Source organism: Candidatus Acididesulfobacter guangdongensis, from assembly GCA_004195045.1.
Classification (GTDB): Bacteria; SZUA-79; SZUA-79; order Acidulodesulfobacterales; family Acidulodesulfobacteraceae; genus Acididesulfobacter; species Acididesulfobacter guangdongensis.
In genome coordinates this window covers 373,919-389,990 of sequence record SGBC01000002.1, presented here as the reverse complement: position 1 = coordinate 389,990, position 16,072 = coordinate 373,919, and the positions used below count along the sequence as shown (strand labels likewise).

Annotated in this window: 13 protein-coding genes; 7 read left to right on the top strand and 6 right to left on the bottom strand. The window is 31.7% G+C overall.

The window, feature by feature from the left end; translation table 11 throughout:
* Positions 1–209: 209 nt before the first annotated feature.
* The 4 genes from EVJ46_05815 to EVJ46_05800 all read left to right on the top strand — a co-directional run bounded on the left by EVJ46_05815 (position 210) and on the right by EVJ46_05800 (position 5,477).
* Entirely contained in the window at positions 210–1,754 is a 1,545-nt protein-coding gene (locus EVJ46_05815; GenBank protein RZD16530.1) for a TolC family protein, read from the top strand.
* Complete coding sequence (locus tag EVJ46_05810; protein RZD16529.1) at positions 1,744–2,898, top strand: HlyD family secretion protein; 1,155 nt, start codon at positions 1,744–1,746, stop codon at positions 2,896–2,898. The genes EVJ46_05815 and EVJ46_05810 overlap by 11 nt, the downstream gene beginning before the upstream one ends.
* A 40-nt stretch (positions 2,899–2,938) precedes the next feature.
* Complete coding sequence (locus EVJ46_05805) at positions 2,939–4,486, top strand: DHA2 family efflux MFS transporter permease subunit (protein RZD16528.1); 1,548 nt, start codon at positions 2,939–2,941, stop codon at positions 4,484–4,486.
* A 94-nt stretch (positions 4,487–4,580) separates the two neighbouring features.
* Positions 4,581–5,477 carry a hypothetical protein gene (locus EVJ46_05800; protein ID RZD16527.1) on the top strand — a complete coding sequence of 299 codons (897 nt, stop codon included), beginning with the start codon at positions 4,581–4,583 and terminating at the stop codon, positions 5,475–5,477.
* 221 nt (positions 5,478–5,698) lie between these two features.
* Here EVJ46_05800 and EVJ46_05795 read toward each other — a convergent pair whose 3' ends face one another.
* Entirely contained in the window at positions 5,699–7,150 is a 1,452-nt protein-coding gene (locus EVJ46_05795) for a mannose-1-phosphate guanylyltransferase/mannose-6-phosphate isomerase (GenBank protein ID RZD16526.1), read from the bottom strand.
* Positions 7,151–7,346: 196 nt separating this feature from the next.
* A complete protein-coding gene (locus tag EVJ46_05790) occupies positions 7,347–8,654 on the bottom strand; it encodes a UDP-glucose/GDP-mannose dehydrogenase family protein (GenBank protein ID RZD16525.1) in 1,308 nt (435 codons plus the stop codon).
* Between the two features lie 496 nt (positions 8,655–9,150).
* Here EVJ46_05790 and EVJ46_05785 point away from each other — a divergent pair, with 496 nt between their 5' ends.
* Complete coding sequence (locus EVJ46_05785; protein ID RZD16524.1) at positions 9,151–9,756, top strand: redoxin domain-containing protein; 606 nt, start codon at positions 9,151–9,153, stop codon at positions 9,754–9,756.
* Positions 9,757–10,186: 430 nt separating this feature from the next.
* On the opposite strand, the gene EVJ46_05780 is transcribed toward EVJ46_05785, so the two are convergent.
* A complete protein-coding gene (locus tag EVJ46_05780) occupies positions 10,187–10,924 on the bottom strand; it encodes a phosphoribosylaminoimidazolesuccinocarboxamide synthase (protein RZD16523.1) in 738 nt (245 codons plus the stop codon).
* Positions 10,925–11,309: 385 nt separating this feature from the next.
* Between EVJ46_05780 and EVJ46_05775 the strand changes: the two genes are divergently transcribed.
* On the top strand, positions 11,310–12,182 hold the full coding sequence (locus EVJ46_05775; protein RZD16522.1) for an energy transducer TonB: 873 nt from the start codon (positions 11,310–11,312) through the stop codon (positions 12,180–12,182).
* A gap of 251 nt (positions 12,183–12,433) precedes the next feature.
* Here the strand turns inward: EVJ46_05775 and EVJ46_05770 are convergent, their stop codons facing one another.
* From EVJ46_05770 to EVJ46_05760, 3 genes are read right to left on the bottom strand one after another with little or no spacing between them, the layout of a single operon-like run.
* On the bottom strand, positions 12,434–13,015 hold the full coding sequence (locus tag EVJ46_05770; GenBank protein RZD16521.1) for a hypothetical protein: 582 nt from the start codon (positions 13,013–13,015) through the stop codon (positions 12,434–12,436).
* A gap of 13 nt (positions 13,016–13,028) precedes the next feature.
* Positions 13,029–13,709 (bottom strand): SPOR domain-containing protein, encoded by a 681-nt coding sequence (locus tag EVJ46_05765; GenBank protein RZD16520.1) that lies wholly within the window; start codon positions 13,707–13,709, stop codon positions 13,029–13,031.
* Positions 13,710–13,711: 2 nt separating this feature from the next.
* Positions 13,712–13,897 carry a hypothetical protein gene (locus EVJ46_05760; GenBank protein ID RZD16519.1) on the bottom strand — a complete coding sequence of 62 codons (186 nt, stop codon included), beginning with the start codon at positions 13,895–13,897 and terminating at the stop codon, positions 13,712–13,714.
* A 550-nt stretch (positions 13,898–14,447) separates the two neighbouring features.
* Between EVJ46_05760 and EVJ46_05755 the strand changes: the two genes are divergently transcribed.
* Positions 14,448–15,974 (top strand): Rne/Rng family ribonuclease, encoded by a 1,527-nt coding sequence (locus EVJ46_05755; GenBank protein RZD16518.1) that lies wholly within the window; start codon positions 14,448–14,450, stop codon positions 15,972–15,974.
* Positions 15,975–16,072: the final 98 nt, after the last annotated feature.

Below are 16,072 nucleotides of genomic sequence, written 5' to 3'. Positions count from 1 at the left end.
TTTAATAAATATTTTTTTATATTTATTTTTATATTTAATTTGTCTGTATTTAATTTATGTCTTTATAATTTGTTCCATATTTATTTTTTATATTTAATTTGTCTGTATTTAATTTATTTTATTTATATCTATATTTTTTAATCTATTTTAATTTTAATTTTAATTTTTTTAAATGGCGTAGTGTTTAAAATGAGGTCGGCAATAAAAAAATGAAAATGCCTGCGTTAAAAATATTTTTTACATTTTTGCTTCCGTCAATTTTATTTATTAATATAATCCGTGTAATTCCAGTTTGTGCGGACAGTATAAAAAATCAAAGCGTACAAGGCACACAAAGACATAGGCTAAAACATGAAAAAAATATAGAACATATATATATTAAACATATAAAACGTATAAAACTCCGCAATATAAAAAATTTAAAAACGAACAAGCTTTTTACGCTAAGAATGGCTATCAAAGCCGCTCTTAAAAACAGCGATCTGATAAAGAGCGCCGTCGAACGGATCAAAGCTGCCGAAGCAAATTTAAACAGTATGACTGCGGATATGCTGCCAAAATTAACATTCCATTATAATGCTTCGCGCATGGAATATCAGCCTTATCTCGCAACCCCGCATATGCCGATACCGGTTTTCGATTCATCAGGAGTAAAAAACGGATACATGTTTTTTCCTCCGAGAATCTATATGAATTCTGTTGCAAACTTTAACTGGAATGCGGAAATAACACAGCCTGTTTTTACCGGCTTTGCGCTATTGGACAAAAGACAGCTGGCAGCTCTGGGCATTAATATTGCCAGAGTCTACAAAAAAGAAGCGGTATTAAATATTATAGAATCCGTAAAGATTGCGTATTTCAATGTTTTGAGATTTCAGAAACAGCTTAAGGTAGCGCAGGAACAGGTGAGGTCATTAAAATCGCATGAAATGCAGGCTCGGGAATTTTATAAACAGGGAATTATTCCTTACAATGACCTGCTAAAATCACAAGTCGCGCTTGCAAATGCGCTACAATACAGAGTTAATTCAAAAGCTTCCTTAAATATTGCGATATCAAATTTTAATACTATTTTGAACGAAAATCTCAACGGCATTAAAAAATTCAAAAACGTTAAATATGTGAAGTCTAACGGGGCAGAGACATACCGATTTTCATATAAAAAATTAAACAATTTAACTGATTACGCTTTACGAAACAGACCGGGTTTAAAAGTATTTAAATTCAGAATTAAACAATTAAATCTTAAAGAAAAAATTGCCGATAGCAGGTATTATCCTCAAATCTCTGCTTTTGCGGCTTATTCCCAATCCGGTCAGAACTGGCTTGCCTCAAGCAATGAATTTTCTAATCAGGCAAACAAAATCATTGGATTAAGCGCAACATGGACCCTGTTTAACTGGTTTAAAACATCAGATAATTATCAAAAACAACGGCATGACAAATTAGCTTTGAAGTATAATCTTAAATCTTACATAAATAACGTCAGGCTTCAGATTAAAAGCAATCTTTTAGAACTTAACGCCGCTTATAATAATATTAAAGCGGCAAACTTAGCCGTAAAACAGGCCAAAGAAAATCTTAAAATAACTAACCTGCAATATAAACAGCAGGTTGTTACATCAACGGAGGTTTTAGATGCGGAAACCTATCTTAAACGCGCAAAATTAAATTATTATAATTCATTATACGGATATGATATATTTTTAGCAAAACTTGAAAGATCTATCGGGAGAAATACTTATGGATATTAAAAATAATGACGCTGCCAAAGAATCTGCACTTAATAATAACGGTTCCGCAGAGGAGAACAAGACTGAAGAAAACAAGATTAATGAAAGCAAAAATAAAAATAAGAAAAGTAAAGTTAAGAAAAAGTATATATTAATAGTTTCTCTGATTGTTTTAGCAATATTAACAATCATAGAACTGCCTAATATAAAATTTATGTTTAGCCATGTTACCACAAGCGATGCTTTTATTGACGGCAGCAGCGCAATTGTCCCGATTGCCCCGCAGGTGAAAGGAAAAGTGGTTCAGGTTTACGTTAGACAAAATCAATACGTAACAAAAGGGCAGCCACTTTTTAAAATTGACCAGTCTGACTATATTCAGGCTGTAAATAAAGCCGGAGCAGCTTTCAAAGCAAATAAAAATCAGATAAATCAGATATCTATATCTATTTTAGTGCAGAATAATCTGTTAGATAAAGCAAAGTACCAGCTTATTGCCGATGAAGCTTTAGAAAAGTTAGACCGTGAAAATTATATAAGATATTATAATCTGCTTAAAGGAAATGCGACTTCAAAACTTTTATACGATGAAATGCTGACTAAGTATAAAATGATAAAAGCAAAAGTAAATGCTGATAAAGCTAATATAAATCAGATTGCATCAAGTATATCGGAATCTGAATCTGCTGAAAAATCAAAAACGTTTATGTCTAAAACCGCCATGGCTTCGTATAAAATTGCAGAAATTAACTTAAAAAGAACTGTAGTTTATGCCCCATGCAGCGGTTATATAGCTAAAAAAAACGTCAATGTAGGAAGTTACGTAATGCCGGGTATTCCCTATTTAAATGTTGTAAATCTTCATAAAATATGGGTTGTTGCAAATTTTAAAGAATCCGATATCAATAATATAAAAATAGGAGCGCCGGTTATTATAAAAGTAGATGCCTATCCGAATCAAACTTTTCACGGGGTTGTTTCAAGCTTTCAATCCGGAACAGGCTCTGTTTTCAGTCTTTTACCCCCGGAAAATGCAACCGGCAATTATATCAAGGTCGTTCAGAGAGTTCCCGTAAAAATAGACCTGACTAAAGTGTTTTATACTTCTACTCCTTTATATCCGGGGTTATCGGTCGAGCCGTATGTTTTAATAGTTAAAAAATAATACATCATAGAAGGACAATACGTTAAGATAAATATAAAAAATGAATATAAAAAATAAGTGGCTCATAGTATTAGCCGTCATTCCAAGCACAACGCTCTACAGTATGGATATGAGCGTTGTAAACGTGGCTCTTCCTTACATTCAGGGGGCAATGGACGCATCTATCGAACAGGTAACGTGGGTAGTAACCGGATATATGCTTTCAGGCGTAATATTAATGCCGCTTGTCAGTTTTCTGAGTTCACGTTTCGGCAGAAAAAATTATTATATTGCATCCGTCATGTTATTTACTATCAGTTCTGCATTATGCGGATTATCTTGGGATTTAAGTTCCATAATAATATTCCGTCTGCTGCAGGGCGTCGGAGGAGGCGCTCTGATTCCTTTATCTCAAACTTATCTTGCTGAAAATTTTTCAAAAAAAGAACAGGGTAAAGCAATGGCTATATTCAGTTTAGCTATTGTGCTGGGTCCTGCAATAGGACCTTATCTCGGAGGCTGGATAGTCACCAATTATTCATGGGCATGGGTTTTTTTCGTAAATATTCCTATAGGTTTATTAAATATCATACTTATATATCTTATAATAGAAGACCCCCCGTTTATAAAAAGAGTAAAAGACAAAGTTGACTGGCTCGGAATAATTTTTTTGACCGTCGGACTTGGAGCGCTTCAGATTGTATTGACTGACGGACAATACAAAGACTGGTTTGCATCAGGCTATATAGTCAATATGACGATAGTTTCGGTAGCAGCTTCTATACTTTTTGTAATTACGGAACTTATCATAGATAAACCTGCCGTAAACATAAAAGTTTTAAAGAATATAAATTTATCGGCGAATTCTTTTCTATCCATGGTATTCAGCCTCGGCATATTCGGAAGCTTATTTCTTTTACCGATGTTCCTGCAAAAAGTAATGGGATATTCTGCATATGACGCCGGAATAGCAATAATGTCAAGGGGTCTTGCTATGGTCATAAGCATGCCGCTCGCCGGCAGATTGTTTAATAAATTAGGTCCTAAAATTATGGTGCTTGCAGGGTTTATTTTATCTATTATATCATCCATTCAAATTGGTTCGATGAGTTTAAATATGGGATTCTGGAATATTTTTTGGCCGCAGTTCACGCAGGGCATCGGCTTCGGTTTGATTATAGTGCCTCTCATAGCTTCTTCTCTGATAACATTAGAAAACAAATACAAAATAGACGGAGCAGGTCTGTTTAATCTCATAAGACAAGTAGCAGGCTCCATAGGTATAGCAATTTTAGCAACCATGATTGATAATAATACCCAAATGGCTCATTCCGTTTTAGCGCAAAATGTCGGAGATAACACCCAGACTATGATGTCGTTGAGGAGGGCTGCCGCAATAACACACTCGCATATATTTTATCCGCCTACTCAAAAAGTCTTAGCCCTTATTAACGGATTGGTAACAAAACAATCTACCATGATAGCTTTTAATCTTGCATTTATTTTTATGGCGGTATGTTTTGCCGTATCGATACCTGTTATATTTTTGCTGAAAGGCTCTAAAGACTCTAAAGATAAAGACGGTTCGGCTTCTATATCTATAGAATAGTATAAATAATATTTTTAGAATAATAAAAAATTATATTATTTAACGTATAATGCATATAATACATATAGTACATATATAACTATAAAAATATAAAATGAACAAAATCAATTTCTTGAAAAAGATAGATGCTTGGCAGTTAGGCATAGTTGTAGTAGGTATAAGTTTGTTTGCAGTAATTCTTTCTCTGTTTCTTTTATTTGCGCATTATACACATACCAGTCTGTGGGAAGCGCGCGGAGAAGTAAGCGCGTCTTTAACGTCTTCACTTGCGGTATTAGCTGCGGTCATTGCAATTTTTATCGGTTTAAGAGTCCAATCCAGCGAGCACAAAGCTTCAGAAACTGTAAAAACAGACCTGATTGCAATTAACGGTTTGCTTAATAATCTTATATCTATTTTTACAATTATCAGAGCCAACTATATAAATGAAATAAAAATTATTAAAAATTTAAATCTGACGCCGCTTCAGAATACATTGAATGAATTTCTTATTTCCCCTACTTATTTTGGTTTAACCTACTATTTTTATAAACATCAGGAAGAAACCAATTATTTTTTCAGGGTCTTCGCGCTGGATCTGACTTATATAAATTTTTTCATAAGCATGGAAGGAGAAGGAAGAGACATCAGTAAAATTAACATCGCCGAACATGCTACGGTAGAAGTCAGAAAAGCCTTGGGAAGATTAAAAGAGCGGGATATTGAAGATATTGCGTCGCATATGTCTTCATCTTTAATAAAATTAATAGAAAAAAACAATGAAGTTATGGATAAAAATCCGCTTATAAAAATATTTCAGCAGCTTAATGACGAAAAAATGAATGAAGACAGTTTTTCGGTAGATATTCCGAAAGCCGAAGAACTTATAGCCGGCATCAGCAATATTTCGCTTAAAAACGACCTTAACGAAATCTTACAAAAAGCAAAAAACAATGATAATGAAGCAAAACTCCTTCTGAGCGTCTTAATTGAAAAGTTTGCTATACATTAATGATCTAATAATATAAATAGAATAATATAAATAGAATAATATAAATAGAATAATATAAATAGAATAATATATTTAATAATATAATAGATAAATATTATAATCTATTAGTATAATTATTTAATAGACAATATTTAATAATATTTTATAATAATTGACCAATCTAATATATAAATCAATAAGATAACAATATGATGATTTAATAATGCAATGAATGATTTGATTTAATCTATTCTATTATAAGAATCTTCTATCCTGACTATATCGTCCTCCTTTAAATATTCTCCAACCTGCGCCTCAATAAGGATTAAAGGAATAAGCCCGGGATTTTCCAACCTGTGCAGCGAACCTATCGGAATATAGGTTGATTCATTAGATTTAAGCAATATTTTTTTATCATCAACCGTAACAAGCGCCGTGCCGCTGGTTACTATCCAGTGTTCCGACCTGTGGTAATGTTTCTGCAGGGATAATTTTGCTTTAGGTTTAACGAGTATTTTTTTAATTTTATACGCGGCAGAATCAAGCAGAACGGTGTATGAACCCCATGGTCTATGAACGGTTAAATGCTGAAAATGCAGTTCTGAATTCATTTCTTTTAATTTTTCAACCACTTTTTTTACATTCTGCGATGAGCCTCTTTTAGAAATAAGCAGCGCATCGTCGGTATCCACTATTATTAAGTCTTCAATATCTACGGCAGCTATTGTTCGTCCTGAAAACAAAATCAGATTTTTTTTGGAATTTACATTAATAAAAGAATCTGGCAAATCCGCGAAATTCAGTAAAGCATTTTCGTCGGAATCTTTTTCCGATTCGTTATATAAAGAATCAAAGCTTCCCATATCTGACCATTTAATATCTGACGGTATTACCTTAGTGGCTAAGGTTTTTTCTAATAAAGCGTAATCAATAGAGGTCTCCTCAATATTGAGCATATCTTCAAGTTTAATTCTGACGGAAAACGCATTGTTTTTTGCATTATTATAAGCATTTTCGGCTGATTCGTACAAAGAAGGACAATATGCTTTAAGTTCACTGAGCAAGACTTCAGGATTGAATAAGAACATACCGCTATTCCAAAAATAGTTCGGTTTTGATAAATAAACAGCGGCTGTATCTTTATCTGGTTTTTCTTTAAAAGACTTTACGCTGTAAGAGTGCATTTCTGTTTCACATAAACTTTTTTTATTGAAATAGGCAAAATCAGCTTCTATGTATCCGTAACCTGTTTCGGCATGAAGAGGTTTTATGCCGAATAATATCAAACTATCATCTTTAGCTAAATCTTTTGCCGCTTTTACTACATTTCTATAATGAATATCGTTAACAATCACATGGTCGGAGGGCGTTATAAACACAAATTCTTCCGGGTTTTTACGACTTTTTGCATCAAAGCACGCAAGAGCGATTGCCGCAGCGGTATTTCTCGGGGCAGGTTCAATAATAAATCTAAAATTTTTGATTCCTATTTCTTCCAGCTGGTCAAGGGCTAAAAAATACTGTTCATGGTTCGTAACTATCGTAAAATCATCGCATAACTCTTTATTTCTAAGGATTGTCTGCTGAAATAAAGATAGCTTGTCTTTAAATTTATAAAACTGCTTCGGAAATAATTCCCTTGAAATAGGCCATAATCTGGTTCCGCTTCCGCCGCATAAAATAACGTTAGTCATCTTAATTATCTGCCTCCTATAAAACAAACGATAATTATAATTAATCTTGTAAACTTTTATAGCAACTATATCTATAACAACTGTAATATAACAACTGTAATAATAAAAATTATATAATAGCTATACCGAATAATTATAGCTGCGCAAATAATTCTTTTCGGCTCATTCTGCCGCAATCCTTAAATGATTTACTAAGCTATCTTCCGACAGAATAATAATCAAAACCGTATTCTTTCATCTTATCTTTATCGTAAATATTTCTTCCGTCGAACACGGCGGGGGTTTTTAGAAGCGACTTTATTTTGTCAAAATCAGGCATTCTGAAATCGTTCCATTCGGTGGCTAATATAAGTCCGTCGGAATCTTTTAAGGCATTATACATATCGTCAAAATAGTCTATCTGCGGAAATACGTTTTTTGTATTTTCCATGGCAATAGGGTCAAAAGCTTTGACGGATGCTCCGTACGACAGAAGTTTAGATATTATGGTAAGGGCGGGCGCTTCTCTTATATCGTCTGTTTTCGGTTTAAAAGCAAGACCCCACAGTGTAAATGTTTTGTTTTTAATATCAGATTTAAAATGTTTTAAAAGCATATTGACGATTATTTCTTTCTGGATATTGTTAACCTCGTCCACGGCTTTTAATATTTTAAAATCGTATCTGTGCTGTTTAGCGCTGTGATAAAGAGCCTTTACGTCTTTCGGAAAACAGCTGCCGCCGTAGCCTATTCCTGGGAAAAGAAAAGATTTGCCTATTCTTTTGTCTGAGCCTATTCCGATTCTTATGCTGTCTATGTCCGCTCCCGTTATATTGCAGAGATTGGCAAGTTCGTTCATATAGGATATTCTTAAAGCAAGCATGGCGTTTGAGGCGTATTTTGTTAATTCAGAAGACAGTCTGTCCATAAAATATATTGGAGCGCCCGTTCTCACGAAGGGTTCGTATATTTCGGAAATGAGCTCTTTTGCTTTGGTGTTTTCTTTATGATTATTTAAACCGGCTATAATCCTGTCCGGTCTCTGAAAGTCATCTATTGCCGCCCCTTCTTTTAAAAACTCCGGATTAGACACGACATCGAAAGGAATTCCCGTTAATTCTTTTATTCTTTTTTCTACTGAATCGCATGTGCCTACCGGAACTGTGCTTTTAACTATAATTACTTTGTATGAATCCATGGACAGAGCTACGCTTTCCGCTACCTTAAAGACGTTTGAAAGGTCTGCTTCGCCGTTTTCTCTCGGAGGTGTGCCGACGGCTATAAATATGACTTCCGAGTTTTTAACGGCTTTCGATAAATCGGAACCAAACTGCAGCCTTTTAAGTTTAGCGTTTTTATCGCAGAGTTCTTTGAGTCCTGGCTCATATATAGGGATAATACCTTTATTTAAAGAATTTATTTTATCTTCGTCGTTATCTATGCAATAAACGGTATTGCCGGAATCCGAAAGGCAGACGCCGGTGACAAGACCTACATAGCCTGTGCCTATTATTGAAATGCGCATATCGCCTCAATCATTTAAAAATTCACTTAGGATTTAGAATAAAATAAAGAGTCAAATTATAAATTATTAAATTAATAGTTTTAGCCGTTTAAAAATTCACCAAAAATACTAAAGTTAAAAAACTTTTTTTATGTTAGCTTATATTTATATATTTATGTGCTATATTAATATATGTGAAACATAATTTCAATTATTATTTTTAATTAAGAAATATTTTTCTTGACAAACTTATGAAAATAATTTATATTAATTAATATTGATTATTGATTAATATAAATTATTTTTTTATCTTCTTTAAATCATTGAATAGGATTAAGATGTAATTAAACGTAATTAATAATAACAAATAATAATAAAATCAGGTTTTATATTGTATTTATAATTTTGATTTAATAATGGCAATCTAATTTTTATAACGACGATTTTTATTCTTAGAATAATAACAATTTTAATTTTATAGCAGCAGTTAATTTTAATTTATTTAAGGAGACTATTTATGGAATCAGAAAAAGCTTTTATCGGAAATGAAGTGCCGTCGTTTGGAACAATTAATACTTTTAATCCTAAAACAGGCGGCTTTGGAACATTCAGCCTTGAAGACGCAAAAAAAGATAAAAAATGGACTATTTTAGTATTTTATCCTGCGGACTATACTTTTGTTTGTCCTACCGAACTTGCAGATTTCGCTACAAAACAAGATGAACTTGAAAAGTTAGGCGCCCAAATTATATCCATAAGCACGGATACGCACTTTGTGCATATGGCATGGCAGAGAGACGAAAAATTGTTAGAAAACGTTAAATTCTTAATGGGCGCAGATCCGACAGGCAAGGTTTCTAAAATTTTCGGCGTTTATGATGAAAATTCAGGTCTGGCTTTCAGAGGAACATTTATTATAAACCCGGAAGGAAAGTTAGTCGCATCGGAAGTTAACTTTTTCAATGTCGGCAGAAATTCCGATGAATTATTAAGAAAGGTTAAAGCTAATATTTATGTTGCTGAACATCCGAATGAAGTCTGCCCTGCAAAATGGAATCAGGGGGATAAAACATTGAAACCTGGAGAAGGTCTTGTCGGCAAGGTTTATGAAGCTCTCAATTAATAACTAAATAACCGGCAAGTAATAAATAGCAATTAATAACTGCTAATAGCATTTAGTTAAATACTAATAAATAAATGCTGAATGAATACCTTAGTCCTGCAATAGAAAATATTTCTGCATTAAGCAAAATATTGGAAAAAGGTGTCAGATTTTATTTTTTTGCATATTAAGAAAAAAGTGTCAAAGAAAAAGGTGTCAGATTTTATTTTTTTGCATATTAAATAGTTCAATTAACAAAGAAAATATTTGCAAAAAAAATTAATCCGACACCTTTTTTCCAATGCCTTTAATTTTATCATTAAAAATCAGAGAAATAAACAAATCTACCGCAATAACTCAAGCGCTTATCAAAACCAAAGCCAACATCAATTTGCAACTATTTTAAGATTATGCTACGCGCGGATTTGAACTATTATGTTATTTCTGCAAACTAACACTGAGAAGTTATACCGACAATTCTCTGATATGCTTCTTCAACCTTTCCCAAATCTCTCCTGAAACGGTCTTTGTCAACTTTTTCCATTGTCTGTTTATCCCAAAGTCTCATAGTATCAGGTGTAATTTCATCTGCAAGCATGACCTCATTTTTGTATAATCCGAATTCTAACTTAAAATCAACTACTATAATATTGTTATCATCAAAAAATTTACTTAAAATTTCATTTATTTCTAAAGCTATCTTTTCAGCTTTCGACGCGTCTGCCGGATCGCATAAATCAAAAGCTTTTAAATAAGATTTATTTATCATGGGGTCTCCGAGTTCATCGCTTTTAAAACACATTTCAATAACAGGAGATAAAAATTTTACACCTTCTTCAACCCCCATCTTTTTTGCAAGACTTCCCGCAGCGATATTCCTCACAATAAATTCTATCGGCAGCATCTTTAGATGATATGTAAGCATCTCTCTTTCCGATATCTTTTCGATAAAATGATTATTTATTCCCTTATTTTTCAAAAATTTAAAAAGCGATGCGGATATAGCATTATTGTATTCACCTTTTTTTATAATAGTTCCTTTTTTCTGCCCGTTAAATGCCGTTGCATCATCTTTAAAATATGTCAGCAGCAAATCTTTTTTATCTTCTTCTCCGCTGAATTCATATAATATTTTAGCTTTTCCTTCATAAATTTTTTTTAAATTGCCGCGATTGATGCTTTCAGCCATAAATTTGTCCGTCAATTTTAATTTTGACGCCTCCTTAAAGTGGTTAAAATATCAGCTATTATATTATAGCTATAAAATTTAATCAATCAAAATCTCGAAAGTTCGTTAATAATGCCAATAACTTTAAAAACACCTGCATTATTTGAATAAAAATAATTTTTCTTTTCTATGTCGTCTATTTATCAACTAAAATTAATAATATCAATGCAATAGTATAAAATAGTACCGGATGATATATAATAATGTGTAAGTCCGGCATCATTTAAATTTTGAAATTTATAATGTCAAATAAAAATGTTATAATACTTAGTTATAAAACAATCAATTTAAATATAAAAAAATATATAAAAATTAAAAAAAATAAATATAATAATATGCAATAACAATGAAAAATAACAAGGTTTTAACATATGCTTTAATTATTTCTATTTTAATACATACGCTGGCTATTTTATATATTCTTAATTTATCTCAGGCAAAGAAAAAGAAAAAACATCTTTATACTAAGCCTATAATAGTTCAGCCGTATAATTTTATAAAAAATTATTTAAAAAATGCTCCAAAACCTAAGTTGGCAACTACCATAGCGCACAACGCCTTAAAAAACACAAGATTAAACGCTCCCGCATCCTCGGGAATGCCTGTGCCGGCGGAACATTATGCCTATCAGCCGAAACATATATCAACAGCCAATTTATCCCATCATCTTAATAAATCTTATAAACAGCACAGATATATAAGCCATAGACACTTTTCAAACGCACCTATTTTTTCCAATAACAAACCTGCAGCAAAACCAAATAATAGGCTGAGCATGAATAAAATTTTTCCTATGAATAAAGATTTCTTTAATTCAACAACTCCTCAAAGCACTAATAATAATCAAAACAGTTCATATAATAATCCTTCAAGCGGCATAAAATCAGCGACCGTTAATTTAAATACAACCACTATAAAATATGCTTCTTATTTACTGCATGTCAAAGAAAAAATAGAAAATGTATGGGAATATCCAACTAAAGCGGAAAGGCAAGGCATTCAGGGAGTTTTAATAATAGAATTCAGTATCAATCAAAACGGAACAATTTATAATGTAAAAGTCTTAAGGTCTTCCGGTCAGAAAATGTTAGACAAAGCAGCGGTCAACGCAATTTTGAATGCGGCGCGGTATAATTCTTTTCCGCATTACTGGACTATTAAAAGACTTAATATAATCGGAACATTCATTTACAGATTGAACAATTTTTATTTATACTGATACTGATAAGCGAACCGTTTCCGCCTAATAGATGTTTTAATATTCTTGCCGATTTTTAATAAATTAACCTATAACCCGCGGAATTAGCTCGCAAGAATGGCTAACGAACGAATATACCTGCCGATTTTTAATAAATTGACAGCAGCAGTATGCAGATAGATTAAATATATGAAACTGATCATTCTTATTTATTGCGCTACATCGGCAATATCAGCATCTATTTATTAATAAATATTTATTAATATTATTTATCACAGCGGTATTCTCGAGTTAAAAACATCGTGTATAGATAAGCCAAATCCTTTAAGAATCGGTGTTTTTACTTTATCCCCGGGATAGTACGTAGAATTAAATTTCAATTTATCATCATTCAGCCTATACACTATAATATCTTTTTTCTCGGTATTAATTTCCCAATACTCAAAAATACCTAATTCTTCATATATTTTCTTCCTGGCTGAAAATAAATTTTTGTCGGACATATACGATAATTCTATAATGATATCAGGGATGCATTCTATAACTACCTGTTCCTGTTTTAAAAAAGATTCATAAATATCGCCGATACTGCATGCGGCTGCTTTATCAAAACTAAAATAAGCACCAAGCGGTTTTATTAAATTTTTAATATCCGAATTAGAATTATTTAATAATAATGTAAAATTGTCAAAGTTCTGATTGGCTGAAAAATATAATCCTGTATTTTCATTTTTATTTTTTCGACTAATAAAATATTCATCGAATTTTTTAAATAATCTTTCAGATATTTTAGTTTCTTCATCATTTAAGTTGTGTTTTTCGTGAGAAGAACCGTTTATTATTTCATTATTCATTTTAAATATAGATTTAATCTATTTTTATTATGTAAGGTTTTATTTTGAATTTGCTTGATATCAACTTTTCAACGCTTAACGCATCGTTTTCATTAGAAAATTTACCCACCCTGACTTGCTGATATACTGCTTTTCCGTTTTTACCCGATATATTTATAGGAAGTATATAAGCAAAAAACCCCATTGCATTCAGTTTGTCAGCTAAATTCTTTGCAGTTTTATAATTGGATAGAGCCGCAACCTGAATAGTATAATAAACATTGGACGTAAAAGGCGAAACAGATTCAGGCGCAACGGAAGTTTTTGGCTTAATTTTAATATACTTATAAACATAAACAGGTTTTTTAACATAAATTATCTTTGTCTTAACAACAGGTTTAGCAGATTTGGATTTTTTAAGAGATGCTGTACTCTGGTTTTTCTTTTTTATAATATTTGTTTTACTTTTTCTGTTTGTTTTTGCCAGCGGTTGAAAATTTAATGAATTAGACGAAACCGGCTGTTTTTTACCGTTAGATAATAATAAGTTAGATTTATTTTTGGAATTTAATGAATTTTTAATTGACGATTCATTTATAACTCCTTCTTTTGGAGAAGAGATAGTCAGCTTTTTACCGGCATAAACACCAATAGCAAATACTATAAACATTAAAACTAAAATTACAAATAAGACTGAAATTTTTCCTTTCTTCATTTTTAATTTACCCTAAAACCGTTCTTTTCAAAAACTAAAGACAACAATTCATCTAATCCAGAAACGCTAAGGCTTACATCCCTGACAAAATCAGGACAGTTAAATATTTCAATGCCTGAAACGCTATATTTTTTTGAACACATCCCCCGCCATGCGCAAACTGCACAAAGAACTACGTTCTCATCCATATTATTCAGCTCCTCAATAGTATCTTAAGTATCTTAAAGTATTATTATGTAACCTAATTATATCAATGGTATATTTTTTAAATACTTTTTTAAGTACTTTTAATTAATACACCGCAAACAGTATGATAATATTGTGCACCATAGTACATATGATATGCTATATATCGTGTGTTTGTACTAGTTGATAAGTCTTTAATTTTTTAACTTTTTTTTAATTCACACACTTTTATTGTATCATAAAAAATATAATAAATGATAAAAAAATAAAATTTGATTTATTTAACCAAGTTTCACCATAATTATCGGCAATATATTAATACTGATATTACTATATTTATAAGGCAATAGAAATGCTTACAGGAACTATAAAATAAAAAATAGAATGTAATAATATTGAAGGGTTATGATTTTAGAATAATAAAAGCGGTGAAGTTGGGTTAAGTGATTGATTAATTTATTTAACTTATTTATTTAAATAAACATTTATGTTAGAATGTATATAGAATTTTAATATTTATAATATAAATATAATATAAATTAAGAGGTTTTTTTGTCTACCGAGCTTATAATAAACAAAGATGATTACGAAACAAGGGTTGCTCTTTTAGAAAACGGACAGCTTGTAGATTTTTATTTAGAAAGGAAATCTAATTCTGCCAGACATGGAAATATTTACAAAGGCAAGGTTATGCAAATATTGCCCGGAATTCAAGCAGCTTTTATAGATATCGGGTATGATAAATCGGCTTTCTTATATGCCGGAGATTTTTTTGATATCGATATAACAGATTATGATTTTTTTGACGGAGATGAAGATAATAACGATGATATTGATGTGAGTTTTACGCCAAAGAAAAAGAAAAAAAGAAAAAAAGAAAAAAATATGCCCAGTATTGATGAACTTCTGAGAAAGAATCAGGAAATACTTGTGCAGGTTGCGAAAGAGCCTGTTAAAACCAAAGGACCAAGGGTTACGAGCCATATTTCTCTCCCGGGAAGATACCTTGTATATCTCCCTACTTCGCCTCATGTAGGCATTTCCAGGAAAATCAAAAATGAATCTGAAAGAAAAAGACTAAAATCTATTGCTATGCAATATAAACCTGAAGAAGCCGGTCTGATTATAAGAACAGCTGCCGAAAATACGAGCGAACTTGATATAGAACGCGATATAAAATTTCTTGTAAATTTATGGAATAATATATATAAGGATAAAATAGATTCGAAAGCGCCGGCGCTGATCCATGAAGATTTAAGCATTTCGCTGAGAGCAATAAGAGATCTGCTCAATAATAGCGTAGATAATGTTATAGTTGACAATAAAGAAGAATACGACAAAATTATAAACTTTTTAGATATTCAATCTCCTGAATTTAAAAATAGGGTGGAATTATACGATAAACCCCAGATGATATTGGAATATTACGATGTAGAAGATGAAATTTATAAAGCTCTCGATAAAAAAATATGGTTAAAATCCGGCGGCTACATCGTCATTGAAAGCACCGAAGCCTTAACGTCTATTGATGTTAATACAGGCAAATATGTGGGGAAAAGAAATTTTGAGGATACAATATTAAAAACCAATCTTGAAGCGGCTAAAGAAATTGCCTACCAGCTCAGACTTAGAAATATAGGCGGCATTATCATTATTGACTTTATAGATATGCAAAAAATTGAAAATAGGGAAAAAGTTTATCACACATTAGAGGAAGCTCTGAAGAACGACAGGGTCAGAACTACTATCAATAAAATATCGGAACTGGGACTCTTAGAAATGACAAGGAAGAGACTGAGAAATAGCCTTTCAAGTATGCTCATGGAAAATTGCCCGCTATGCGAAGGAAACGGTTTGATTAAATCATCTCAAACAATTTGTTTCGAAATATTCAGAAAAATTTTAAAAACATCTAAAAAAACAAGATCTAAAAAAATAACGGTAATTGTCCATCCGCAAGTTATGAACAAAATATATGAAGAAGAAGCTAATATTGAAAAATTAGAAAAAAAAATAAACAAAAAAATAATATTTAAAATGCAGGATAGTTTTCATCCTGAATCATATGAGATAGAATAGGATTAATCCAACTTCACCACTTTTATTATTCTAAAATTATAACCCATTAATATTATTGCATTTTATTTTTTATTTTATAGTCCCTATAGGCATTCTTA

What these genes read in the sequence shown, in the direction of transcription:
- EVJ46_05815 (RZD16530.1), top strand. Translation starts at nt 210, where the DNA reads ATGAAAATGCCTGCGTTAAAAATATTTTTTACATTTTTGCTTCCGTCA.
- EVJ46_05810 (RZD16529.1), top strand. Translation starts at nt 1,744, where the DNA reads ATGGATATTAAAAATAATGACGCTGCCAAAGAATCTGCACTTAATAAT.
- EVJ46_05805 (RZD16528.1), top strand. Translation starts at nt 2,939, where the DNA reads ATGAATATAAAAAATAAGTGGCTCATAGTATTAGCCGTCATTCCAAGC.
- EVJ46_05800 (RZD16527.1), top strand. Translation starts at nt 4,581, where the DNA reads ATGAACAAAATCAATTTCTTGAAAAAGATAGATGCTTGGCAGTTAGGC.
- EVJ46_05795 (RZD16526.1), bottom strand. Translation starts at nt 7,150, where the DNA reads ATGACTAACGTTATTTTATGCGGCGGAAGCGGAACCAGATTATGGCCT.
- EVJ46_05790 (RZD16525.1), bottom strand. Translation starts at nt 8,654, where the DNA reads ATGCGCATTTCAATAATAGGCACAGGCTATGTAGGTCTTGTCACCGGC.
- EVJ46_05785 (RZD16524.1), top strand. Translation starts at nt 9,151, where the DNA reads ATGGAATCAGAAAAAGCTTTTATCGGAAATGAAGTGCCGTCGTTTGGA.
- EVJ46_05780 (RZD16523.1), bottom strand. Translation starts at nt 10,924, where the DNA reads ATGGCTGAAAGCATCAATCGCGGCAATTTAAAAAAAATTTATGAAGGA.
- EVJ46_05775 (RZD16522.1), top strand. Translation starts at nt 11,310, where the DNA reads ATGAAAAATAACAAGGTTTTAACATATGCTTTAATTATTTCTATTTTA.
- EVJ46_05770 (RZD16521.1), bottom strand. Translation starts at nt 13,015, where the DNA reads ATGAATAATGAAATAATAAACGGTTCTTCTCACGAAAAACACAACTTA.
- EVJ46_05765 (RZD16520.1), bottom strand. Translation starts at nt 13,709, where the DNA reads ATGAAGAAAGGAAAAATTTCAGTCTTATTTGTAATTTTAGTTTTAATG.
- EVJ46_05760 (RZD16519.1), bottom strand. Translation starts at nt 13,897, where the DNA reads ATGGATGAGAACGTAGTTCTTTGTGCAGTTTGCGCATGGCGGGGGATG.